We start from the raw sequence: 22,390 nt of genomic DNA, 5'->3' as shown, positions 1-22,390 counted from the left end.
CCAGGGCAGAGGTCGGACGATGACGCCCGGACGACCGGGAGTTGCCCCTCCCGGTGCTCGCGTGGCTCCCGTGGCTCCCGTGTGGCTCTGCCCGGCAGGCTGCCACACAGATCGTCAACCGTCAATCGGCTCCCGGCGCATCGGGGTGTGCGGGATGCCGTCCTCGACGTACTCCGGCCCGCTGACCGTGAAGCCGTGCCGGGCGTAGAAGTCGACCAGGTGCGACTGCGCCTCCAGCACGCAGGGCCGGTCGCCGACCTCGGCGAGCGCCGCGGCCATCAGCCGGCCGGCGTGGCCGCCGCGGCGGGCCTCCGGGGCCACCACCACCCGGCCGATCCGCGCCACGCCGCCCGGGTCGGCCAGGATCCGCAGGTACGCCAGCGGCACGCCGTCGTGCTCCAGCCACAGGTGCCGGGTGCCGGGCTCGACGTCCCGGCCGTCGAGTTCCGGGTACGGGCACCGTTGCTCGACCACGAACACGTCGACGCGCAGTCGCAGCAGGTCGTGGAAGGTGCGGGCGTCCAGGTCGGCGAACCGGGCGACCCGGACCCCGGTGCTCAACGACGGCATCCCGCGATCCTATGCCGCCCCCGTCCGGCCCCCTCACCCTCCCGTTCCCCGGGCGGGCGCCCCGCGACCGTCCGATCGCGCGCCGGGCCGGCCCCGGCGGGTCGCCCTGCTGCTGCTCAGCCGGAGCTCACGAGTGTGGGTGGCGTCAGGCGGGGCGGGCGCCGACCGCGTCGCGGACCTCGGCGCCCTTCGCGCCCTCGACCGCGCGGGCGCAGTGGGCGCAGCAGAAGAAGCGGCCGGAGACCTCCACGCCATGGCCGATGATCTTGATCTGGCAGTGCTCGCAGATCGGGGCGAGCTTGTGCGCCGCGCACTCGAAGCAGTCGAAGGTGTGCACGTCGCCGCTGACCGTCCGCACCTCGAACGCCATCCAGTAGTCGTTACCGCAGACCTCGCAGGTTGCCACGACAGATCCCTCCGAACGGAACGTTTCCTCCAGCCTGCGGCAGCCGCCGCGCCGAGGGGACGAAACGGGCCAACGAGACCCGGCCGGCGGCGTGTCGCGCCCGGCGTGTCGGACGTTGTACCTGCTGGACGCCCCGACCCCGGAGGAACACGTGATCAAGCGCAACCGACTCTTCGGCAACCAGACCCGGGTCACCTTCTGCCTGCCCCGGGACACCCCGCCCGGCGCGGTGAGCGTGGTCGGCTGCTTCAACGACTGGGAGCCGGGCCGGCACGAACTGGTGGCCCGTCGCGACGGCACCCGGACGGTGACCGTGAAACTCGGCCCGGGGGAGTACCGGTTCCGGTACCTCGCCACCGGCGGAGTGTGGCTGGACGACGACTCCGCCGACGAGATCGACGAGCGGGGCGGCCTGCTGCGGCTCTGACGCCGCCGCCTCACCGCTTGGAGCCGTCCCGCCACGGCTGGTGAGATGTCGAGCGACTTCGATGATTTTATCGACAGGAGTCTTTACTGTTAACAAGGTTTAATTTACTTTGATGGCACACCACCGCAGGCTTGAGCCGAGGGAGTTGCCAGCATGCGTCGAAGAATCACCGTCCCGCTCGTGGCGGCGGGCGCCGTCGTGTCCTCGCTCGCCGTCGCCGCCCCCGCGCAGGCGCACGGCTACGTCTCGTCCCCGCCCAGCCGGCAGGCGCTCTGCGCGCAGAACCGGGTCCCGGACTGCGGCCAGATCAAGTACGAGCCGCAGAGCGTCGAGGGCCCGAAGGGGCTGCGCAACTGCCACGCCAACATCGCCCACTTCGCCGTCCTCAACGACGACAGCCGGGGCTGGCCGGCCACCTCGGTCGGCAGCTCGGTGACCTTCACCTGGGTCAACACCGCCCGGCACGCCACCAGCAACTGGGAGTACTACATCGGCGGCACCCGGATCGCCGTCTTCAACGGCGGCGGGCAGCAGCCCGGCGCCACCGTGTCGCACACGGTCAACCTGGGCGGCTACTCCGGCCGGCAGAAGGTCCTGGCCATCTGGAACATCGCCGACACCGCCAACGCCTTCTACTCCTGCGTGGACCTGCAGATCGGCGGCGGTGGCGGCCCGACCCCCAGCCCCACCACCCCGCCGCCGACCGCGTCGCCCACCCCGACGCCGACGTCGCCCACCAGCCCGCCCGCCCCGGGCGGCAGCTGGACCGTCGGGCGCGCGTACCAGGCTGGTGACCAGGTCACCTACGGCGGGCAGAGCTACCGCTGCCGGCAGGCGCACACCGCCCTGCCGGGTTGGGAGCCGCCGAACGTGCCGGCGCTGTGGACCCAGCTCTGACCGTACGGGTGCGGCCCGTGCCGGTACGGGCCGCACCCGGCACCGCCGGGCGGGGCGGCGAGGTCACCGGCCGGCGTCGCCGCGCCGCCCTCGCCGCGCTGCTCGGCCTGCTGCTGGTCCCGGGATGCGCCGCCGACCCCGCACCGGCCCCGGCGGGCGCCCCGGCGCCCGCCGCGACGGCGAGTGCCGCGATCCGCGGCCTGGACGTGGTGTTCCTGACCATGATGGTGGCGCACACCGAGCGGACCCTGGAGATCGTCGGGCTGGTGCGGGACCGGCTGACCGACGGCGAGCTGCGCACCCTGGTCGCCGCGATCGAGTCGACCGAGTCGGACGAGCTGGCCACCATGCGCTCCTGGCTGCGCGCCGCCGACCCGGCGGCGACCGCCGGTCACCACGACCACACCGGGCACGCCGACGCCGGCGACCTGGCCCGGTTGCGCTCGGCCACCGGGGCCGACGTCGACCGGGTGCTGCGCGAGGTGCTCACCGCGCACCAGCAGGCGGCCGCCGACCTGGCCCGGGCGCACCGGGCGACCGCGGTCGCCCCCGAGGTGGCCGACCTCGCCCGGCGCGTCGAGCAGTCGCGCACCGCCCAGGTCGAGCTGATGGCGGGGCGGCCGGCCGCGGGCCGGTGAGCCGTGGCACCCGACCCGCGACGCGCGGCGGCGGGGTGGCCGCCCACCCCGCCGCTTCCGGCCCGTCACCGTCGCCGCCGAGCCAGGACGGGCTCGCCGGTGTCCGCGGGCGTCGTGCGGTCACCGCCGGCGGGCCTGCCGGAGCGCGAGCACGACCGGCAGCAGCGGCACGCGGCCAGCCGGCGTACGTCGAGGAGGCCCACCGTTCGACAGTTGGCCGACCCGCGCCAGCCGACGGGTCAGCGCGGCTCGAGGCGGATGGAGACCGAGTTGACGCAGTGCCGGGTGTCCTTCGGGGTGAAGCCCTCGCCCCGGAAGACGTGCCCGAGGTGGCTGTCGCAGCGGGCGCAGCGGATCTCGGTCCGGACCATGCCGAGGCTGCGGTCCTCGATCTCCTTGACCCGGCCGGGGATGGCGTCGTCGAAGCTCGGCCAGCCGCAGTGCGAGTCGAACTTGGTGTCGCTGGCGAAGAGTTCCAGCCCGCACGCCCGGCAGTGGTAGACGCCCGGCGTCTTGGTGTTCACGTACTCGCCGGTCCACGGGGCCTCGGTGCCGGCCTCGCGCAGCACCCGGAACTCCTCGGGGCTGAGCCGGACCCGCCACTCGTCCTCGGTGCGGGGCAGTTCGGTGTCGTCGAGACTCACCCGCCAACGGTACGTCGGTCGTCGCACCGGTGGCATATGGTCGCGCAATGGGTGGCACGAAGGCAGCGGCGGAAGAGTTCGACGTGGCCGGGCACACCGTCCGGCTGACCAGTCCCGACCGGGTCATCTTCCCGCAGCGCGGCTTCACCAAGGCGGACGTCTTCCACTACTACCTCGGCGTCGGCGACGGGATCATGCGCGCCCTGCGCGACCGCCCGACCACGTTGCAGCGCTTCCCCGAGGGCATCGAGGGCGAGATGTTCTTCCAGAAGCGGGTGCCCACCCGGGGCGTGCCGCCGTGGGTGGCGACCGCCGAGATCAGCTTCCCGAGCGGGCGCAAGGCGGCCGAGCTCTGCCCGGCCGACCTGGCCCACGTGGCCTGGGCGGCGCAGATGGGCACCGTCGTTCTCCACCCGTGGCCGGTCCGCGCGGCCGACGTGGACCGCCCCGACGAGCTGCGCGTCGATCTCGACCCCCAGCCCGGCACCGACTTCGCCGACGCCGCCACCGCCGCGGGTGAGCTGCGCGCCATCCTCGACGAGCTGGGCGCCGCCGGCTGGCCGAAGACCTCCGGCGGCCGGGGCGTGCACGTCTACCTGCGGATCCAGCCGCGCTGGACGTTCGTCGAGGTGCGCCGGGCCACCATCGCGCTGGCTCGCGAGCTGGAACGCCGCCGGCCGGAGCTGGTCACCACCGCGTGGTGGAAGGAGGAGCGCGGCACCCGGGTCTTCGTCGACTACAACCAGATGGCCCGCGACCGCACCATCGCCTGCGCCTACTCGCTGCGGGCCAACGCCCGGGCCACCGTCTCCACCCCGGTCGGCTGGGACGAGCTGCCCGACGTCGACCCGGACGACTTCGACCTGCGTACCGTGCCGGCCCGGCTGGCCGAGCGGGGCGACCCGCACGCCGGCATCGACGACGCGGCGTGGGACATCACCCCGCTGCTGGAGTGGGCCGAGCGGGACGCCGCCGCCGGCCAGGGCGACCTGCCCTACCCGCCCGACCACCCCAAGATGCCCGGCGAACCCAAGCGCGTCCAACCCTCCAAGGACCGCGACCGCCCCCGCTGATCTCCCGGCCGGCTGACGGTCGGCGGCCCGGCCCACCGCCTCCCGACCGGCCGCAGGTCAGCCGGTCACGCGGTCAGCGGGGGTTGGTGAAGTTCTCGACCGCCGCCTTGGCCGAGCGCAGGTCGGCGCCGGTGAGCTTCCGGTAGGCGGCGATCGCCTTGATCTTGTCGCCGCGGACCAGGTGTTGCCGGACCTCCGCCGGCACCGGGTTCGGATCCGGCACGCCCAGGTGGTCCATGACGAGCTGCAACCGGCGCTCGATCTCGCCGAGCCGGTACGCCAGGTGCGACTGCTGCGGGGTTCGGGCCAGGATCGCGATGAGCAGCGCGGCCACGCCCAGCAGCAGGACGGTGAGGGGAGTATCCATGCCGACGATCCAAGCAGCCCGATACCAACGCCCGATCCCCTCTCCCGATCCTCGGCGGCGCCGATCCGGCGGGATCCGCCCAGCTCCGACAGCCCCGGCCCGGCTACCGCGCGGCGACCGGGCGAGCGGGCGACCGGGGACCGCCGGGTAACGATCAAGTAACGGGCGCGAACCTTTCCCCACCCGTCACCGCTTTAGCTGTTCGTCGGCCCGACGGGGGCCAGGGGAGGGCGTCGGATGAAGCTGGTGTGGAGGCGGGCCCGGGCGGCACGGGGCCTGCTGGCCGCCGCCGTGGTGGCGGCACTGGTCGCGGTCGCGTTGGTCACCGGGCTCTCCGACTACAGCCGTCGGGCGGTCGAGGCCGGGCAGCAGGCCCTGCTCGCCCGGGCGTCGATGGAGGAGCGCAGCCTGCTGGTGACCGGCTCCGGCGGCAAGGACGTCGCCGAGTACGCCACCCGCGACCGGGCCATCCGGGACGGCTTCACCGCCGCCCTCGGCGGCGCCCCGCTGGCCGTCACCGGCGCCCGCTACGGCACCGGCCGGGAACTCACCGGCGACCTCGGCTCGGTGGTCCGGACCGACGACGACCCGATCTTCGCCAACCTCGCCACGTTGGACGACCTGCCCGCCCACGCCGACCTCACCGCCGGCGCCTGGCCCACCGCCGGGGCGGTGCCGGCGCAGGTGACGCTGCCGGAGAAGGTCGCCGGCGCGCTGGGGCTGACCCCGGGCGCCCGGGTGCCGCTGCGCGACCGCGCCAGCGAGCGGTCCAGCGAGGTGGTGCTCGCCGGCACCTGGCGGCCGCGCGACGCGACCGACCCGTACTGGCAGCTGGCTCCGGGGGTCGGTGCCGGCAGCGTCGCCGAGTCCGGCACCTCGTACGGGCCGTTCGTGCTGGACCGGGCCGACTTCGAGGCGGTCTTCCCGGGTTCGGTCTCCGCGTCCTGGGTGGTCGAGCCGGACCTCGTCGCGGCCGGCGTCGGCCGGCTGCCGGAAGTGCGCCGGGCGATGACCGAGGCGGTGGCCGAGGTGCCGGAGGCGGCCGGCCTTGGTTCCTCCGCCCGCACCGTGACCTCGATGGAGCGGTTGATCGACCGGATCGCCCGGGCCGACCTGGTGGGCCGGTCCGCGCTGGCCACCCCGCTGCTGCTGATCGTGGTCCTCGGCGGGTACGCGCTGGTGCTGGTCGCCGCGCTGCTGCACGAGGACCGGCGGGGCCAGACCGCGCTGCTGCGCGCCCGGGGTGCCGCCCGCCGGCAACTGGCCGGCCTGGCCGCCCGCGAGGCGACAATGGTCGTCCTGCCGGCGGCCCTGCTCGGGCCGCTGCTGGCCGGCGAGGCGCTGCGGTTGGTGGGCACCGGTGGCCCGGCCGAGCTGAGCAGCACCGCCGGCGGCGGGACCCTGGTCTGGGCGGCGGCGTCCGCCGCGGCCGCCGGGTGCCTGGTCGCCATGGTCGCCCCGACGCTGCGCGGCTCCGGCACGTACGTGGCCGACATGGCGGCGCTGTCCCGGCCCACCCGCTCCGCCACCGTGCAGCGGGCCAGTCTCGACCTGGCGCTGGTCGCGCTCGCCCTGCTGGCCTGGGTGCAGCTGCGCCAGTACTCCTCGCCGCTGACCGGCGCCGCCGGCCGGCTCGGGCTCGACCCGCTGCTGGTCGCCGCGCCGACGCTCGGCGTGCTGGCCGGCGCGGTGGTGGCGTTGCGGCTGCTCCCGCCGGCCACCCGGTTCGCCGAACGGTTCATCGACCGCAAGTTGTGGACGGCGACCATGTTCGGCATGTGGCAGGCCGGGCGCCGCCCGCACGCCGGGCCGGTGCTGCTGCTCGCCCTGGCCGTCGGCGGCAGCACCCTCGCCTGGTCGCTGGTCGCCACCGGCGAGCGGTCCCACCTCGACCAGGCCGACCACACGGTCGGCGCCGACCTGCGGGTGGTCGAGCGGGCCGGCGGGGTGCCGGTCACTGCCGTCGGTCAGCGCGCCGGGGAGGTCGCCGCCCTGGCCGGCGCCGACCGGACGCTGCCGGCCTGGCGCGACGAGGTGCGCGTCGGCCGGGACGACCTGCCGGTGACCGTGGTGGCCGTGGACGCGGCCGCCGCGGCCGACGTGATGCGGCTCGACGAGCGGCTCGCCGACGTCCCGCCGCCGGCGCTGTACGACCGGCTGGTCAGCCGGCGGGCCGCCCCGGCCGGGGTCGAGCTGCCCGCCGGCACCCGCGCGCTGACCGGGACCGTCAGCACCCCCGTCGAGAAGGCGGTGCGCCCGCACCAGATTGCCGTGTCGATCCTGCTGAGCCAGGATGACGGGCTGGCCTTCCGGCTGCCGGTGGCCACCGGCGACAGCGACGGCCGGGCCGTTGCGTTCACCGTCGAGCTGCCGGAGACGGGCGGCACCCTCCGGCTGGCCGGCTTCGAGGCCGACGGCGGCGACGCGGCGGGCCGGGCGTACGGGCTGGTGGTCGACGACCTGAAGCTGGTCGGGGCCGACGGCACGGCGCGCCCGGCGGAGTTGGCCGGCACCTGGGCGGCCACCAGCGGCTTGCTGGGCGACCGCGGTCCCGCGTCGGTGACGCCGACCGGGGTGACCGCCGAGCACGCGGTCGAGTACCTCGACGGTGGCCGGTTCGCCTTCCAGCCGCCGTCCCGGTTCGCCGTCGTGCCCGACGACGACAACCCCCCGGTGCCGGCGCTGATGACCCCGGCGGTGCGGGAGGCGCTGAGCCTGCGCGAAGGGGACACCTACACCCTCGCGCTCTCCGGCGTGTCGGTGCCGGTCATCCTGGTCGGCGAGGTGGACGCGCTGCCGTCCGCCACCGGCGCCGGGGTGCTGCTCGACCTGCCCGCGGCGAAGGACTGGCTGATCCGTGAGCAGGGCGCGGTGCGGCCGGTGCCGGAATGGTGGGTGAAGACCACCGGCGACGGGCACGACGAGGCGGCCCGGGCCGCCGGCGACCTGCCCGGCGCCACCGTCCTCGACCGGCGCGCGGTCGCCGCGGAGGCCGCCGACGACCCGTACTGGCAGGGCGCCCGCACCGGGCTGCTCGCCGCCGCGCTCGGCTCCGTGCTGCTCGCCCTGGTCGGCCTGGTGGTGGACGTCTGGGCCACCGCGCGACACCGGCTGTCCGAGTTCGCCGTGCTGCACACCCTCGGCGCGAGCCCACGGCTGCTGGCCCGGGCGCTGCTGGCCGAGCAGACCTTCCTCGCCGGCATCGGCGTGGGCGTCGGCCTGCTGCTCGGTGCGGCGGTCGGCGCGACCATGGCCCCGCTGGTCATCCTCACGCCGGCCGGTGGCCGGCCGGTGCCCGAGGCGGCGTTCGCGCTGCACTGGGCGCCGATCGGGGCGACAGCGGTCGGCCTGCTGCTGGCGGCGCTGGCCTTCAGCGTGTTCATCGCGCTCGGCATCCGGCAGCGGGTGGCGGCGGCGCAGTTGCGGATCGGGGGAGAGCGGTGACCGGGCGGAACGGACTGACCAGCGAGTGTGGGGAGACGGCGCGATGAGCATCGGCGCGGCCATCCGCCGGGTCCGGGCGCACGGCGGGCAGTTCCTGCTGCTGGCGATGTTGACCCTGGTCGTCTCGCTGCTGGTCAACGGGGTGCCCCGGGTGGTGAACCGGCTCGCCGAGCAGGGTCTGCGGGAACATCTGGCCGGCCAGCCGGCGGCGTTGCGGGACCTGACCTACAGCACCGAGCCGCTCACCGCCGCTCCCGGCGCGACCAAGCTGGTCGAGGCCTACCAGCGTGAGTTGGACACGCTCCAGGCCGGCATGCCGCCGGCCGTGCGGGGCGCGGTGGCGCAGCGCTGGTACGCCGGTGAGTCCGAGCAGCACCGGGTGACCGGTCCACACCTGGCGGCGAAGAACCTCCTCGTCGACCTGGCCCTGCGCACGATGCCCGGCGTGCAGGAGGCCGCGACGCTGGTCGAGGGCCGCTGGCCCGAGGACCGGTGGGCGGCCGGCGAGCCGTTGCAGGTGGCGTTGAACACCGACGTCGCCCGGCGGCTCAACCTGCGCGTCGGCAGCCGGCTGCAGATGGCCACCGGGGCGCCGGACGACACGTCGGCGCGGCTGCCGGTGACCGTGGTGGGGTTGTTCGAGCCGATCGACCGGTCCGACGGGATCTGGGACAACCTGCCGTCCGCGCTGGAGGTGGTGGAGCCACCCGGCGACGCCATGCCGTTCATCGGTGTCGGACTGGTCAGCCCGGCCGGGCTGGACGGCCAGGCGCTGGCCGGGGTGCCGCTGCGGTTCAGCTGGCGCTACCGGATGGGCGCGGACGGCATCGACGTCCGGAAGCTCGACCAGCTGATCGACAGCATCGAGCAGATGAAGCGGGAGACGCCGCCGAGGCGGAGCCTCGTGCAGGGGCTCGACCTCCCGCTGCGGGAGTTCGCCGCCGCGCTGACCGCCGCCCGGACCCTGCTCGCGGTGATCGCGGCCGGGGTGCTGGCCACCCTGGCCGGGCTGGTGACGCTGGCCGCCGCGCTGAGCACCCGGCGACGGCGCGAGGAGTTCACCCTGCTGCGCGCGCGGGGCGGCTCCGCGACCGCCGGGGCCCGGCGCAGCCTGGCGGAGTCGCTGCTGGTCATTCCGGCCGCCGCGGCGGCGGGCTGGCTGCTCGGCACGCTGGTCCCGGGTCCGCCCGGCAGCACCTGGCCGCTCGCGGTCGCGGCGGCCGCGCTGCTCACCCTCGTGCTGCCGGTGGCCACGCTGGTCGCCCCGGTCGGCGGCCCGGGTCGGCGCGACCTGATCCGGGTGCGCCCGTCCGCCCGGCGGCTCACCGTCGAGGTGTTCGTGCTGCTGCTGGCCGCGCTGGCCACCGTCCTGCTGGTGCGCCGGGGGTTGACCCCCGGCGACGTCGACCCGTTGCTGGTGTCGGTCCCGGTGCTGCTCGCGGTCGCCGCGGCGATGCTGGCACTGCGCGTGTACCCGTGGCCGTTGCGGCTGGTCAGCCGGCTCGCCGCGCGGACCCGGGGCAGCGTGGCGTTCCTGGGCACCGCACGGGCCGGCCGGTCGGTGGTGGCCGCCCCGCTGGTCGTCGTGGTGCTGGCCATCGCCACCGCGGCGTTCTGCGCGGTGGTCGCCACCGGCATCGAGGCCAGCCGAGACCGGACCGCCAGCCGGACAGTGCCCGGCGACGCGCTGATCCGCGGCGACCGGCTCGCCCCGGACACCGGCGCCGAACTGGAGCGGCTGCCCGGCGTGCGGGTCGCCGCCCCGGTGCTCGACGAGCCGGCGCAGCGGCCGGCGGCGGACGCGCTCGGCGCCGAGGCCCTGATGGGCACGGTGACCGTGCTGCTGGTGGACGGGCCGGCGTTGGACCGGCTCACCCGGTCGGCCGGCCGCGACGTGCCGGTGCCGGCGGCGCTGCTCGCCCCGGCCGGCCAGGCGGGCGCGCTACCCGCCGTGGTCTCCCCGCTGGTCGCCGAGGACCTGGCCGAGGCCGGGCTGGCCGATTCCGCCTTCGTCAGCGTGCAGGGCCAGCGGTACGAGTTCCGGGTGGCCGAGCGGGCGGAGAGCTTCCCGCTGCTCCGGCCCGCCAACGACCGGTTCGTCATCCTGCCGTTGCAGTCGCTGCCGCGCCGCGACTACGACCCGGTGCCGACCGGCTTCCTGGTCGCGGGGGAGGATCTGGACGCCGAGGCGCTGCGCCGGGTCGGCGACGAGGGCCAGAGCCGCTACCAGACCGGCGGTGCCGTCACCGGCCGGGAGCGCCCGCGCGGCGTCGAGGTGCTCACCTGGGCGGACGTGCGTCGCCAGGTGGGTGAGGGCGGGGCCAACGGGGTGCTGGTCTTCGGCTTCGCCGCCGGCGCGGCCGGCGGCACGGTGCTCGGTCTGCTCGCCATCGCGTTCTGCGTGCTGGCCGGCGCCCGGGCCCGGGGGCAGGTGCTCTCCCGGCTGCGCACCCTCGGGCTGTCCCGCCGGCAGTGGCGGGGACTGCTGCTGGTGGAACTGGCCCCGCTGGTGGGCGTGTCGGTGCTCACCGGCGCGCTGGTCGGGGCGCTGCTGCCGGTGCTGCTCACGCCCCTGCTCGGTTTGTCGGCCTTCACCAGCGGCGCGCCGGTCACGGTGACGTTCGAGCCCGGCCTGGTCGCCGGGGTCGTCGTGCTCGGGGCCGTCGCGCTCGGTTTCGCGGTCGCCGTCGAGACCCTGAACAACCGCCGGCTGCGCCTCGGTGAGGTGCTCCGGCTCGGAGAGGAGAGTTGAGATGACCGCTACCGCCCAGACTCCGACGGTGCCGGACCTGGCCGCCCTCCAGGCGCGGGCCGCCGAGCGCGCGGCCCAGCGGGCCGGCGGCCAGCACCGGCTGCGCGGGCACATCGTCTGCGACGGCCTGGTGCGCATCTTCAAGACCGAGGGCGTCGAGGTGGTCGCCCTGCAGGGCCTGGACCTGGTGATCGACCGGGGTGAGCTGGTGGCGATCGTGGGCGCGTCCGGCTCCGGCAAGTCCACCCTGCTGAACATCCTCTCCGGGCTGGACACCCCGACCGCCGGCATCGCCCGGGTCGGCGACTACGACCTGCTCGACCTCTCCGCCCGCCGGCGGCTGAGCTACCGGCGGCAGATGGTCGGGTTCGTCTGGCAGCAGACCGGCCGCAACCTGCTGCCATACCTGACCGCGCTGGAGAACGTCGAGCTGCCGATGCAGTTGGCGGGGCGCGGTGGTGGCCGGCGGGCCCGCCGGCAGCGGGCCCGCGAGCTGCTCGACATGGTGGGCGTCGGCTACTGCGCCGACCGCCGGCCCGGCCAGCTCAGCGGTGGCGAGCAGCAGCGCTGCGCGGTGGCGGTGGCGGTGGCCAACGACCCCGAGGTGCTCTTCGCCGACGAGCCGACCGGCGAGCTGGACGAGGCGACCGGCGCCGAGGTCTTCGCCGCGCTGCGGACCATCAACGCCGAGCTGGGCGTGACCATCGTCGTGGTCACCCACGACCATGCCGTGGCCGAGCAGGTCCGCCGGACCGTCGCGATCCGCGACGGCCGGACCGCCTCGGAGGTACGCCGGACCGCGCGGATCGGCGCCGACGGCAACACCGAGCTGGTCGCCGAGGAGTACGCGGTGCTGGACCGGTCCGGCCGGATGCAGCTGCCGGCGCCCTTCGTCGAGGCGCTGTCGCTGCGCGACCGGGTCCGGCTCAACCTGGAGCCGGACCACGTGGAGGTACGCCCGGGCGACCGTGCCCGGAACGAGCGGGAGGCGGGGGCATGAGCGAGTGGATCATCGGACTCGGCGCGACGCGGCCGGGTGGCGGCGCGCGGCGGAGCGGAGCGGCGGCATGAGCGAGGACGTCGTGGTGCAGGGTCAGGCCGCCGGGGGGAGCGCGGTGACCACCGACGAGGTGGTCCGGGTGGAAGGGCTCAGCCGGACCTTCGGGCGCGGCGAGCACGCCGTGCACGCCGTGCGGGACGTCTCGTTCCGGGCCGGCCGCGGCGAGCTGGTCGCGGTCCGGGGCCGCTCCGGGGCGGGCAAGACCACCCTGCTGAACCTCGTCGGCGGGCTGGACCGGCCCAACGCCGGCCGGGTGGTAGTCGCCGGGCACGAGGTGACCAGCGCCGGCGAGCGGGAGCTGCTGGAGCTGCGCCGGGGAACCATCGGGTTCGTCTTCCAGACCTTCGGGCTGGTGCCGATCCTCTCCGCCGCCGAGAACGTCGGGGTGCCGCTGCGGCTGGCCCGGGTGCCGGCGGCAGAGCGGGAGGAGCGGGTGGCCGTGCTGTTGGAGATGGTCGGCCTCGGCGGGCACGCGGCCCAGCGGCCGTACGAACTCTCCGGCGGCCAGCAGCAGCGGGTGGCGGTGGCCCGGGCCCTGGCCAACGAGCCGGACCTGCTGATCGCCGACGAGCCCACCGGCCAGCTCGACTCGGAGACCGGTCGGTCCATCATGGACCTGCTGCGCGCGGTGGTGCACGCCCGGGGGATGACCGCCCTGGTCGCCACGCACGATCCGGCCCTGATCGACCTGGCCGACCGCGTCCTCACCCTGCGCGACGGCCACCTGGCCGACGACTGAGCCCCGGCGGATCCGCACCGCCCCCGGTGCGGACCCGCCCCCGCTCCCGTCCGGTCCCGCTCCCGGTCGGTCCCGGCCCCGGTGGCGCCGCCGGTCCCGTTCGGACCGGCTCCCGGACGGTCCCGGCCCCGGTCGCGCCGCCGGTGCCGGGTTCCGGTGCCGGCCGGTTCCGGTCCCGGCCACACCGTCGGGTCCGCTCCGGCTGCCGGTCCCGGGCCGGTCCGGGGCTCAGTCCCGGCAGCGGCGCCGGTGGTAGGCCACGGTGAGGGCGAGCAGCAGCGGCCCCCAGAGCAGCAGCGGCGTGTAGCAGGCGAGCATCAGCACCCAGCCGGCCGGCGTGAAGCCCGTCCCGTCGCCCAGCACCACGTTGACCGCGGCGTACCCCCAGATCAGGATGAGCGCGACGGCGCCGGCGGTGGCCGCGGTGACGGCGAACGGCGGTGGCACCCGCCGGCCGCCGACCAGCGGCAGCCAGCGCGGGAAGACCTCGCCCCACGGCCGGACCAGCCCGATCGCGAGCAGCGCGAGCGCCTCGGAGACCAGGCTCAGCGACACGATGTACGCGGCGAGCCACCCTCGGATCGGCTCGTCCACGCCCACCGTGCCGAGTGGTACGCCGGCCACCAGCGCGACGCGCCACAGCCCGGACGGGAGGGTGAGCAGGGGGATCAGGTGGGCGGTCCGCACCGCCCACCGGGGTGCCGGTCGCCCGTCGCGGGGGTGGCGTGACGGGGCGGCGGCGACGGCGGTTGCGCTGCTCATGACGGTCTCCGTTCCTCGGCGGCCGTTCCAGCCTGGCCGGCCGAGGAGGGCCGGACACCCCGCCGCCGGGGGACCCCGCTCCCCGACGCGGGGGAGCGTGGCCCGCCCGGCGGATCGCGGCGGCGGCCTGGCCCCGCACGCCGCCCCGGCCGGCGGCAGCGCGACGGCGAGCGTCACCGCCCGCATCGCCTCGGCCGGCGGCAGTGCGACGGCGAGCGTCACCGCCCGCGCCGCCTCGGCCGGCGGCAGTGCGACGGCGAGCGTCACCGCCCGCATCGCCTTCGGCCGGCAGTGCGACGGCGAGCGTCGCCGCCCGTGCCGCCCCGGCCGGCCACCGCGCGACGGCGAGCGGTGCCCGCCGGGGTCGCGTGGATCTCGCCGGGGAGCCGTCAGAGCGGGAGCTTCATGCCCTCGTGGCTGGCGACGAAGCCGAGGCCCAGGTAGAAGCGGTGCGCGTCGTGGCGGGTCTTGTCAGTGGTGAGCTGCACCAGCGCGCAGCCCCGCTGCTTCGCCTGGTCGATCGCCCAGGTCATCATCGTCCGGCCGAGCCCCTGGCCACGCCGGTCCGAGCGGATCCGCACCGACTCGATGAGCTGCCGTTCGGCGCCGTGCCGGCCGAGGCCGGGAATGTAGGTCAGCTGCATGCAGCCGAGCAGTTCGCCGTCGGCGTCGGCCACGATCAGCTGGTTGCGCGGATCGGCGGTGATGTCGGCGAACGCCTTCTCGTACGCCGCGTCCACCTCGGTGTGGTCGCGCGCCTTGCCGAGCACGTCGTCGGCGAGCAGGGCGACGATGGCGGGCAGATCGGCCCGGACGGCCTCACGGAAGATCACTTCGCTCATGCCGGTGAGCCTGGCACAGCGACCCCGGCCGATGTGCGGGCACCGGTTGCCGCCACCGGGCAGCATGGTGCGACATGGACGCCCTGCTGCTGCCGTTCCGGTTGATCTACCGGGGGCTGGTCTGGTTCGCCAACTCGCCCCGGACGCTGATCACCTCGTATCTGCTGATGATCGTGGTGGCCGGCGTCATCTACGGCGAGGTGGAGAACCGCACCCCGGCCGACGCGGTCTGGTGGGCGGTGGTGACCGCCTCCACCGTCGGGTACGGCGACATCTCACCCACCAGCTGGGCCGGCCGTACCCTGGCCGCGCTGCTCATCTCCACCATGGTCCTGCTGGTCATCCCACTGATCACCGCGCACTTCGCCAGCCGGCTGATCGTCGACGACGACGCCTTCGAGCACGAGGAGCAGGAGCAGCTCAAGGCCGACGTACGCCGGATGCGGGCGCTGCTGGAGGAACTCGCCACCCGGCACGGCATCGAGCTGCCGGACCTGCCGGCGGAGCGCCCGGTCAGCGGGCCGGGCAGCGCAGCCCCGGCCTGGGAACGGTCAGGTCGATCAGGTAGGCGTCGACGGCCGCGGTGATGCAGGTGGTCTGCGGATAGGCGGTGTGCCCCTCGCCCTCCCAGGTCAGCACCCGGCCCACCCCGAGCATCGTGGCGAGCGCGGCGGTCTGCTCGTAGGGGGTCGCCGGGTCGCCGGTGGTGCCGACCACCACGATCGGCGGCGCCCCGTCGGCCCGGCCGGTCGGGTACGGGTCGCGGCCACCGGGCCACTCGGTGCAGGAGAGCATGCCGACGGCGAGCGCCGGACCGAACAGCGGGTACTTCTCCCGCCACTGCGACTGCAACTGGCGGATCCGCTCCCGGCTCGGCTTCTCCTCCTCGTCGGCGCAGTTCACCGCCAGGTTGGCGTCGAACAGGTTGGAGTAGTGCCCGTCCTCCTCGCGGCCGGCGTACGCGTCGGCGAGGCGGAACACCTGCTCCGGGTCGCCGCCCTCCAGCCGGTCGACGGCCCGGGCCAGCTCCTGCCACCCGGACTCGGTGTAGAGCGAGGAGATGACCGCGTAGAAGACCCAGCCGGGGGTCGCCTCCCGCCCGTCGGCGCCGCGCACCGGCGAGACCCGCGCCTTGTCGATCGCCGAGGTGACCGCGGCCCGGGCGTCCGGCGCGATCGGGCAGCGGCCGGCGTTGGCGGCGCACCACCGGGTGAAGTTGTCGAACGCCCGCTCGAAGCCCTTGGCCTGGCTCTCCGAGCCGGCGATCAGCCCCATCTTCGGGTCGACCGCGCCGTCGAGCACCAGGGCGCGCACCCGCTGCGGGTAGAGCTGGGCGTAGGTGGCGCCGAGCAGGGTGCCGTAGGAGTAGCCGAGGTAGGTGAGCTTGTCGTCGCCGACGGCGGCGCGCACCGCGTCCATGTCCCGGGCGGCCTGCTCGGTGCCGTAGAGCGGCAACTGGTCGCCGTAGCGCTCTCCGCAGCCCCGCCCGATCCGCTGGCTGAGCGCGACGAACCCGTCGAACGCCGCCTGGCTCGCCGGGTCCGGGTCGTAGCCGAAGCTGGCGTCCAGGTCGGCGTCGGAGATGCACTTCACCGGGCTGGACCGGGACACCCCGCGCGGGTCGAAGCCGACGATGTCGAAGCGGTCGGTCACCGAGGCCGGCAGGCCGCCGAACGCCGGGCCGAAGGAGAGGTAGACGGCGGTGTCCACGCCGGATCCGCCGGGGCCGCCCGGGTTGACCACCAGCGAGCCGATCCGGTCGCGCTGCTTGGTGGAGCGGGCCCGCAGCAGCGCGATCTCGAAGGTCTCGCCGACGCCCGGCCCGGCGGTGGCCCCGGTGCCGGTGCCCCAGTTGCGCGGCACCGCGATCCGGGCGCACTCGTAGCGCATGCCCGGCGCGCCCCGCCCGACCAGCTCCTCGGCCACCTCCGGGCAGGCCCGCCAGGTCGGCGCGGTGCCCGGCGCGGCCGCCTCGCCGTCGGTGTCCGTCCGCGGCGCGAGCGCCGGGAGGGTGCAGCCGGCGGCGACCAGCGCGGCGCCGGCCAGCCCGGCCAGGGTGAGCCGGAACCGGCGGATCCGGTCGGAAGTGCGGGTCACGAGCGAGCCTCCGTGATCGGGTCGACGGCCAGGCTACGCCGGACCGGCGGCGGACCCGACGGTCGCCGCGGGGTCACCGCGCAGCACCTGGTCCACGTCGAACCGGACCGGGCGGTCGAGCTGGTCGTAGCCGCAGGAGCGCGGGTCGCGGTCGGGCCGCCAGCGGACGAACTGGGCGGTGTGCCGGAACCGGTCGCCCTCCATGGCGTCGTAGCCGACCTCGACCACCAGGTCGGGACGCAGCGGCTCCCACTCCAGGTTCTTGGTGCCGGTCCACCGGCTGACCCCGCCCGGGATCCGCTGGCCCCGCTCGTGGTCGCCGTGCACCCACGGGTGCTCGGCACCGGCGTCCCGGTAGGGCGCCAGCTCGTCGAGCAACTCGGCCCGGCGGGCCATGGTGAACGAGGCGCACACCCCGACGTGGTGCAGCACGCCGGCGTCGTCGTAGAGGCCGAGCAGCAGCGAACCCACCACCGGGCCGGACTTGTGCCAGCGGAAACCCGCCACCACCACGTCGGCCGTGCGGGCGTGCTTGACCTTGAACATCAGCCGCTTGCCCGGCTCGTACGGCAGGTCGGCCGGCTTGGCGATCAGCCCGTCCAGGCCGGCACCCTCGAAGACGTCGAACCAGCGGTGCGCGGTCTCCGGGTCGGTGGTGATCTGGGTAACGTGCACCGGCGGGCGCACCCCGGCCAGCGCGGCCTCCAATCGGGCCCGCCGCTGCGGGTAGGGCGCGTCGAGCAGCGTTTCGTCGCCGAGCGCCAGCAGGTCGAACGCGACGAAGTCGGCCGGGGTGGTCTCGGCGAGCAGCTTCACCCGGGAGGCGGCCGGGTGGATGCGCTGGGCCAGCAGCTCGAAGTCGAGCCGGGGCTGGCCGCCCGGCCCGTCGCGGCGGATCACGATCAGCTCGCCGTCGACCGCGCACCGCTCGGGCAGTTGCCGCCGGGCCTGCTCGACCACCTCGGGGAAGTAGCGGGTCATCGTCTTGCCGCCCCGGCTGGCCAGCTCGACCTCGTCGCCGTCGCGGAAGACGATGCACCGGAAGCCGTCCCACTTCGGTTCGTAGGTCATCCCGGCGGCGGTGGGGATCTTCGCGACGCTCTTGGCCAGCATCGGCTCGACCGGCGGATTGATCGGCAGCTCCACGGCGACCAGTCAACCAGACGGCACCGACAGCGGTGAGGCGGATCACCGCCGGCACCCGGGTGGCGTGTCCCGCGTCGTCCCGCTTGCGCCCCGCCGACCGGATCAGATACCCGCAGGTCAGAGCTACTTTCGCGGGGTGTCCGAGTGGGTCTGCGGGTGTTGCGGTCGCTGGCGGGTCAGCGTCGAGCTGATCCGGGGCCGGTACCGCTACCGGCTGGTGCACCGCTATCCGCGGCGGTTCGGCGGCGGCAAGAACGTGCTCGGCGAGGTGGGTTCGGTGGCCGAGCTGGAGGAGCTGCTGCGCCGGAGCACTCCGCTGGAACTGGCCGACCTGCGCGAGGCGGCCTGAGCCGGGCCGGGCCGGCCGGCGGGGCGTCGGCTCCGGCCGCCCGTACGCTGGCGGTGATCCGTCGAGCCTGGGGGTGCGCGTGCCGGCACTGACCTATCCGCACGTCGGCGCCACCCGCGACGGGCGGCTGCCGGACGGCTGGCGGCACGTGCGGCACCGGGTCCGCCTGCCGGACGGCTGTTTCACCGCCGCCGGCGCGGCAGTGCTCTCCTGGCGCCTGCACCGGTCGGCCGGGATCCGGATGGACACCGACGCCGCCCGCGCCGAGCCCGGGGTGCGGGTCGTCTCCCGGCTGGGCGTCGGTGCGCTGCGGCTGGCCGCGCCCTGCCAGGTGGTCTGGGCCGTCGACGACGGAGACCGGGCCGGCTTCGGCTACGGCACGCTCCCCGGGCACCCGGCGCGCGGCGAGGAGGCGTTCGTGGTCAGCCGCGACGCCGCCGGCCGGGTCTGGTTCGAGGTGGTGGCGTTCAGCCGCCCCGGCGGGTTCCTGATGCGCGCGGCCGGGCCGGCCGGCCGGCTCTTCCAGCACGCGTACGCCTGGTGGCTGGGGCGCACGCTGCGCCGGCTCTGCGCCCGCCGCTGACGCCGCGCCGGCGCCGGCCGGCGGCATGGTCGTGATCGTTCCCCGGCGCGTGCCGGAGCTGGCGCTCAGAACCGGGCGAAGGAGCGGATCGGGGCGCGGGGTCCGAACTTCGGCGCCTGCACGCCGGCGGCCTCCAGCAGTAGGCAGACCCGGCCCCGGTGGCCGCGGAACGGCTCCAGCAGGGCCAGCATCCGGGCGTCGTCGCCGCGCGGCTCGCCGGCCAGCGCCCAGGCCACCGTGTTCGGGATGTGGTAGTCGCCGACGCTGACCGCGTCCGGATCGCCGTAGGCGACCCGGACCACCTCGGCGGCGGTCCACGGGCCGATGCCGGCGATCGCGGTGAGCCGGCGGGTGGCCTCGGCGGCGTCCGCGCAGCGCTGCAACCGGTCGGCGGCGGCCGCCGCGCGGCGCAGCGTCTCGGCCCGGCGCTGCTCCACCCCGAACGGGTGGAACACCCAGTAGGGGCTGGCCGCCACGGCGGCCGGCTCCGGCGGCAGCAGCAGCGGCAGCGGGCCCGGCGCCGGCTCGCCGAAGTGCCGCACCGTCGCCGCGTACGCCCGGTAGGCCTCCTTGCCGGTCACCTTCTGCTCGAAGACCGCCCGCAGCAGCCGGGGGAAGACCAGCCCGGTGGCCGGCATCCGTAGCCCCCGGTGCTGCGCCGCCAGCCGGGCCACCACCGGGTGGGCGGCGGCGAGCGTGGCGAACCCGGTGAGGTCGTCGCGCAGCCCGGCCACCGCGTCCGCCCGGTCCACCACCCAGTCGGCGCCCGGGCCGTACCCCTCGGCGACCAGCTCGCCGGCGGCCGGGCGCAGGGCCAGGGTGGCCGGACCGGCCGGGGTGCGGGTGGCCCACCAGAGGGCGCCGCCGGCGATCCGCGCGCACGGGTCGTACGGGCTGAAGGTGAGCGCCCGCACCGACGCGGCCAGCCGGTAGCCGGCCGGCGGGCGCAGCGCCCGGCGCGCGGTGGGTTCGGTCACCGGGACATGCTGTCACGGGCGGTCCGGGTGACACACGACACCGCCGACGCGCGTGGCGTCGGCGGTGCTCCCTCCGACAGTGGGCCGCCGGAATGCCGACCGTGGGTTCGGGAGTGCCGGTGGGCAGCGCCTGCTGGCGTGGGCGCGCCACCGACCCGGGCCCGCTCCCGGGCGCCCGGACCGGCGGCCGGTGCCGCCGACCCGGCCGACGACGGTGACCGGCCGCGCCCTCCCCGGCTGCGACCGGCCACCGGGCCTGACGTGGGTCAGTACGAGTAGCCGGAGTCGCCGGCCGGCGCGCCCTGGTCGTCCGAGGGCGGGGCCACCGGCTTCGGCGTGCCGGTCGGCAGGCAGGTCAGGTTCTTCTTGCCGTCCGGGGCCACCACGAACCAGGTGCCACCGACGCCCTGGCCCTTCCACTGGCCGGGCTTCTTGTCGCCGATGTAGCGGTACAGCGGCCAGCCGTCCAGGGTGATCTGCCGGGTGCCGTCCTGCCGGGTGACGGTGCCGACCTTGTCGTCGGAGACGCCGTTGAGCTGCGGGTTGCCGTCGGTGAGCGCCGGCGGCCAGACCTCCGCGCACTTGTCGACGCAGTTGGACGCCGCCGGGTCGTTGGTGTCCTTGTCGAAGCGGTACAGGATCCAGCCGTCCTGGTCGGTCACCACGCTGCCCATCCGGGCGACCTTCTTGCCGATCAGCCGGTCGGTGAGTTCGACGTCGGCGGGCGGCGGCGCGTCGGCCGCCGGGGCCTCCGCGGATGCCGACGCCTCCGGTTCAGCCGTCGCGGTGGGCTCGGCCGCGGCGACGGCGACCGGCTCGGCCGCGCTCTGGTTCGCCCCGTCGTAGCCCGCGGGAGCGCAGGCCGTAAGTGCGACCATCGCGCTCGCGACGATGACGGTCCGCTTCATCTGTGCCACGTGCCCTCCTCATGCTTGGCAGTTCACCGGGTAATACGGCACGAGGGCTGTCAAGGTTGAAATCGGATCCGTGGCCAATTTCACAAGGAATGGTTGAACCGGGCGTGACCCGGCTGCGTGCGCGCCATCGACGGCGGCCATTCGGGAAAACCAACGACCGATCGGCGCCGGCCATTGTCGCGGGCCGGCGCCGATCGGTGTCGACGGGTCAGACCGGTACGGTCACCAGCGGGCTCGCCACCCCGTTCGCGTCCACCGACTGCACCTGGAACTGCTTGATGTCGTCGACCGGCGTCGACGTGGCCGCCGACAGGGTCAGCAGCTGGGTGTTGGTGTTGGTGCCGTAGCCGCCGCCCGGCACCGACCAGGTGGAGATCACCTCGGCGGTGGCGTTCTTGCGTACCACCACGAGCCGGCAGGTGCGCGGCCCGGGCAGCCGGGAGAGGCTGAAGTTGACCCGGGTGCCGAACTCCTTCGACACCACGAAGAACGTCGCCTTCACGCCGGTGCTGGAGTCCACCACGTCGTGCCGGTCGCCCTCCTCCTCGGTGCCGCCGAGGCCCGGTTCGTTCGGGCCGGTTGAGCGCGTCTGGTCCGGCGGGGTGGCCGGGGCGCCGGTGGTCGGTCCGGCGACCACGTCCGGCGGCGCCTCGTCCCGCTCGACCACGCTGGCGAAGCCGATCCCGGTCAGGCCGCCGAGCACCACCACGGCGGCCGCGGTGGCCAGCAGCTGGCGCAACCGGGTACGCCGCCGGTCGGCCCGGACCGCGACCAGGGTGCGGTCCAGCAGGGCCGGGTCGGTCTGGGTCTGCTCCAGCGCGGACATCGTCTCGCCGTCGATGCCGGAGAGCAGCCCCACCACCGGCACCATGGTCTCCAGCTCCGCGGCGCACGCCCAGCAGGTGGCGAGGTGCTCCTCGAACCGTTCGGTGTCCTGCTCGTCCAGCACGCCCAGCGCGTACGCCGCGACGTCCATGTGGTCCGCCCGGCTCATTCCGTCACCCCCCGTTCCTGCAGAGCCGTGCGCAGCGCGCGCAGCGCGTAGTAGACCCGCGACTTGGCGGTGCCCAGCGGAAGCCCCAGCTCCTCCGCCGCCTCGGGCACCGTCCGGCCGCGGAAGTACGTGGCCACCAGGATCTCCCGGTGCGACTGGCTCAGCGTACGCAGCGCGTCCGCCACGGTCATCGTCCGCAGCACCCGGTCGGTGCTGTCCGCCTCGGCGAACGCGGTCAGGTCCCGGTCGTACGTCTCGGCCGGGCGGGCCTGCTCGCTGCGGTGCTCGTCGATGGCGATCCGGCGCGCCACGGTGACCAGCCAGGGCCGCAGCGACCCCTGCCCCTGCGCCCCCAGGCGGTGCGCGTTGCGCCAGGCCCGCAGCAGGGTCTCCTGCACGATGTCCTCCGCGCGCTGCCGGTCCCCACCGGTCAGCCGCATGACGAACATCAGCAGCGGCCCGGCGTGCTCGGCGTAGAGCAGCCGGATCAGCTGGTCGGAGTGAGCGGCCTCGGACGACGCCGCCTGGTGGCGTCCCGGCGCCGGTCGCGGCGTCACCGGGTCATTCTGGCGAGGCGACGGGCGGGCGTCGACCCCGCGTGCGGACCGGGTCGACCGCGACTGGGACCGCGCCGACATCCAGTCCGCCCGCACCGAGTCGCCGTGCCAGCCGACCGCCACCGCATGCATGCAGACCTCCGGGTGTC

General features: G+C 75.4%; 23 protein-coding genes. 11 read left to right on the top strand and 12 right to left on the bottom strand.

What is annotated here, in order from left to right:
* Nucleotides 1-114: 114 nt before the first annotated feature.
* Complete coding sequence (locus tag Q3W71_RS01920) at nucleotides 115-570, bottom strand: GNAT family N-acetyltransferase (RefSeq protein ID WP_302917535.1); 456 nt, start codon at nucleotides 568-570, stop codon at nucleotides 115-117.
* Between the two features lie 145 nt (nucleotides 571-715).
* Nucleotides 716-976, bottom strand: a complete 261-nt coding sequence (locus Q3W71_RS01915) for a Prokaryotic metallothionein (protein ID WP_302917534.1) — start codon at nucleotides 974-976, stop codon at nucleotides 716-718.
* A gap of 151 nt (nucleotides 977-1,127) precedes the next feature.
* On the opposite strand from Q3W71_RS01915, the gene Q3W71_RS01910 reads away from it, so the two are divergent.
* The 3 genes from Q3W71_RS01910 to Q3W71_RS01900 all read left to right on the top strand — a co-directional run bounded on the left by Q3W71_RS01910 (nucleotide 1,128) and on the right by Q3W71_RS01900 (nucleotide 2,938).
* Nucleotides 1,128-1,403: an isoamylase early set domain-containing protein gene (locus Q3W71_RS01910; protein WP_302918698.1), complete on the top strand. Its 276-nt coding sequence runs from the start codon at nucleotides 1,128-1,130 to the stop codon at nucleotides 1,401-1,403.
* 153 nt (nucleotides 1,404-1,556) lie between these two features.
* On the top strand, nucleotides 1,557-2,300 hold the full coding sequence (locus Q3W71_RS01905) for a lytic polysaccharide monooxygenase (RefSeq protein WP_302917533.1): 744 nt from the start codon (nucleotides 1,557-1,559) through the stop codon (nucleotides 2,298-2,300).
* The gene (locus tag Q3W71_RS01900; RefSeq protein WP_302917532.1) at nucleotides 2,285-2,938 is read left to right on the top strand and encodes a DUF305 domain-containing protein; all 654 of its coding nucleotides are present in this window, start codon (nucleotides 2,285-2,287) and stop codon (nucleotides 2,936-2,938) included. The genes Q3W71_RS01905 and Q3W71_RS01900 overlap by 16 nt, the downstream gene beginning before the upstream one ends.
* 239 nt (nucleotides 2,939-3,177) lie before the next feature.
* On the opposite strand, the gene msrB is transcribed toward Q3W71_RS01900, so the two are convergent.
* Complete coding sequence (msrB, locus tag Q3W71_RS01895) at nucleotides 3,178-3,582, bottom strand: peptide-methionine (R)-S-oxide reductase MsrB (RefSeq protein WP_302917531.1); 405 nt, start codon at nucleotides 3,580-3,582, stop codon at nucleotides 3,178-3,180.
* 47 nt (nucleotides 3,583-3,629) lie between these two features.
* Between msrB and ligD the strand changes: the two genes are divergently transcribed.
* On the top strand, nucleotides 3,630-4,655 hold the full coding sequence (ligD, locus tag Q3W71_RS01890) for a non-homologous end-joining DNA ligase (RefSeq protein ID WP_302917530.1): 1,026 nt from the start codon (nucleotides 3,630-3,632) through the stop codon (nucleotides 4,653-4,655).
* Nucleotides 4,656-4,728: 73 nt separating this feature from the next.
* Here the strand turns inward: ligD and Q3W71_RS01885 are convergent, their stop codons facing one another.
* Entirely contained in the window at nucleotides 4,729-5,022 is a 294-nt protein-coding gene (locus Q3W71_RS01885) for a hypothetical protein (RefSeq protein WP_302917529.1), read from the bottom strand.
* A 237-nt stretch (nucleotides 5,023-5,259) separates the two neighbouring features.
* Here Q3W71_RS01885 and Q3W71_RS01880 point away from each other — a divergent pair, with 237 nt between their 5' ends.
* The 4 genes from Q3W71_RS01880 to Q3W71_RS01865 all read left to right on the top strand — a co-directional run bounded on the left by Q3W71_RS01880 (nucleotide 5,260) and on the right by Q3W71_RS01865 (nucleotide 13,017).
* Nucleotides 5,260-8,466, top strand: a complete 3,207-nt coding sequence (locus Q3W71_RS01880) for an ABC transporter permease (protein WP_302917528.1) — start codon at nucleotides 5,260-5,262, stop codon at nucleotides 8,464-8,466.
* A gap of 43 nt (nucleotides 8,467-8,509) precedes the next feature.
* The gene (locus Q3W71_RS01875; RefSeq protein ID WP_302917527.1) at nucleotides 8,510-11,218 is read left to right on the top strand and encodes an FtsX-like permease family protein; all 2,709 of its coding nucleotides are present in this window, start codon (nucleotides 8,510-8,512) and stop codon (nucleotides 11,216-11,218) included.
* A gap of 1 nt (nucleotide 11,219) precedes the next feature.
* The gene (locus Q3W71_RS01870; RefSeq protein WP_302917526.1) at nucleotides 11,220-12,218 is read left to right on the top strand and encodes an ATP-binding cassette domain-containing protein; all 999 of its coding nucleotides are present in this window, start codon (nucleotides 11,220-11,222) and stop codon (nucleotides 12,216-12,218) included.
* Between the two features lie 67 nt (nucleotides 12,219-12,285).
* Nucleotides 12,286-13,017 (top strand): ABC transporter ATP-binding protein, encoded by a 732-nt coding sequence (locus Q3W71_RS01865; protein WP_302917525.1) that lies wholly within the window; start codon nucleotides 12,286-12,288, stop codon nucleotides 13,015-13,017.
* A 228-nt stretch (nucleotides 13,018-13,245) separates the two neighbouring features.
* On the opposite strand, the gene Q3W71_RS01860 is transcribed toward Q3W71_RS01865, so the two are convergent.
* Nucleotides 13,246-13,779 carry a hypothetical protein gene (locus Q3W71_RS01860; protein WP_302917524.1) on the bottom strand — a complete coding sequence of 178 codons (534 nt, stop codon included), beginning with the start codon at nucleotides 13,777-13,779 and terminating at the stop codon, nucleotides 13,246-13,248.
* Nucleotides 13,780-14,168: 389 nt separating this feature from the next.
* Nucleotides 14,169-14,621 (bottom strand): GNAT family N-acetyltransferase, encoded by a 453-nt coding sequence (locus Q3W71_RS01855; RefSeq protein ID WP_302917523.1) that lies wholly within the window; start codon nucleotides 14,619-14,621, stop codon nucleotides 14,169-14,171.
* Between the two features lie 74 nt (nucleotides 14,622-14,695).
* On the opposite strand from Q3W71_RS01855, the gene Q3W71_RS01850 reads away from it, so the two are divergent.
* Nucleotides 14,696-15,208, top strand: coding sequence for a potassium channel family protein (locus Q3W71_RS01850; RefSeq protein ID WP_302917522.1), 513 nt, complete (start codon nucleotides 14,696-14,698; stop codon nucleotides 15,206-15,208).
* Here Q3W71_RS01850 and Q3W71_RS01845 read toward each other — a convergent pair.
* Nucleotides 15,135-16,697 (bottom strand): alpha/beta hydrolase, encoded by a 1,563-nt coding sequence (locus Q3W71_RS01845; protein ID WP_302918697.1) that lies wholly within the window; start codon nucleotides 16,695-16,697, stop codon nucleotides 15,135-15,137. The two genes, Q3W71_RS01850 and Q3W71_RS01845, sit on opposite strands and share 74 nt — an antisense overlap.
* A gap of 54 nt (nucleotides 16,698-16,751) precedes the next feature.
* On the bottom strand, nucleotides 16,752-17,864 hold the full coding sequence (locus Q3W71_RS01840) for an ATP-dependent DNA ligase (protein ID WP_302917521.1): 1,113 nt from the start codon (nucleotides 17,862-17,864) through the stop codon (nucleotides 16,752-16,754).
* 136 nt (nucleotides 17,865-18,000) lie between these two features.
* On the opposite strand from Q3W71_RS01840, the gene Q3W71_RS01835 reads away from it, so the two are divergent.
* Both Q3W71_RS01835 and Q3W71_RS01830 read left to right on the top strand, forming a co-directional pair.
* Nucleotides 18,001-18,213: a hypothetical protein gene (locus Q3W71_RS01835; RefSeq protein ID WP_302917520.1), complete on the top strand. Its 213-nt coding sequence runs from the start codon at nucleotides 18,001-18,003 to the stop codon at nucleotides 18,211-18,213.
* Between the two features lie 79 nt (nucleotides 18,214-18,292).
* On the top strand, nucleotides 18,293-18,796 hold the full coding sequence (locus tag Q3W71_RS01830; protein ID WP_302917519.1) for a DUF1990 family protein: 504 nt from the start codon (nucleotides 18,293-18,295) through the stop codon (nucleotides 18,794-18,796).
* Nucleotides 18,797-18,861: 65 nt separating this feature from the next.
* Here the strand turns inward: Q3W71_RS01830 and Q3W71_RS01825 are convergent, their stop codons facing one another.
* The 4 genes from Q3W71_RS01825 to Q3W71_RS01810 form a co-directional block, all read right to left on the bottom strand.
* Nucleotides 18,862-19,773, bottom strand: a complete 912-nt coding sequence (locus tag Q3W71_RS01825; protein WP_302917518.1) for a DNA-3-methyladenine glycosylase — start codon at nucleotides 19,771-19,773, stop codon at nucleotides 18,862-18,864.
* A 266-nt stretch (nucleotides 19,774-20,039) separates the two neighbouring features.
* On the bottom strand, nucleotides 20,040-20,690 hold the full coding sequence (locus Q3W71_RS01820) for a hypothetical protein (protein ID WP_302917517.1): 651 nt from the start codon (nucleotides 20,688-20,690) through the stop codon (nucleotides 20,040-20,042).
* A 208-nt stretch (nucleotides 20,691-20,898) separates the two neighbouring features.
* Nucleotides 20,899-21,684, bottom strand: coding sequence for an anti-sigma factor (locus Q3W71_RS01815; protein WP_302917516.1), 786 nt, complete (start codon nucleotides 21,682-21,684; stop codon nucleotides 20,899-20,901).
* On the bottom strand, nucleotides 21,681-22,373 hold the full coding sequence (locus tag Q3W71_RS01810) for a sigma-70 family RNA polymerase sigma factor (RefSeq protein WP_088995274.1): 693 nt from the start codon (nucleotides 22,371-22,373) through the stop codon (nucleotides 21,681-21,683). The genes Q3W71_RS01815 and Q3W71_RS01810 overlap by 4 nt, the downstream gene beginning before the upstream one ends.
* Nucleotides 22,374-22,390 lie beyond the last annotated feature (17 nt).

It is taken from the genome of Micromonospora sp. C28SCA-DRY-2 (assembly GCF_030519475.1).
In the GTDB taxonomy this organism is placed as follows: domain Bacteria; phylum Actinomycetota; class Actinomycetes; order Mycobacteriales; family Micromonosporaceae; genus Micromonospora.
The sequence above is the reverse complement of the archived record's forward strand: the minus strand, read 5'-3'. Positions and strand labels throughout refer to the sequence as shown.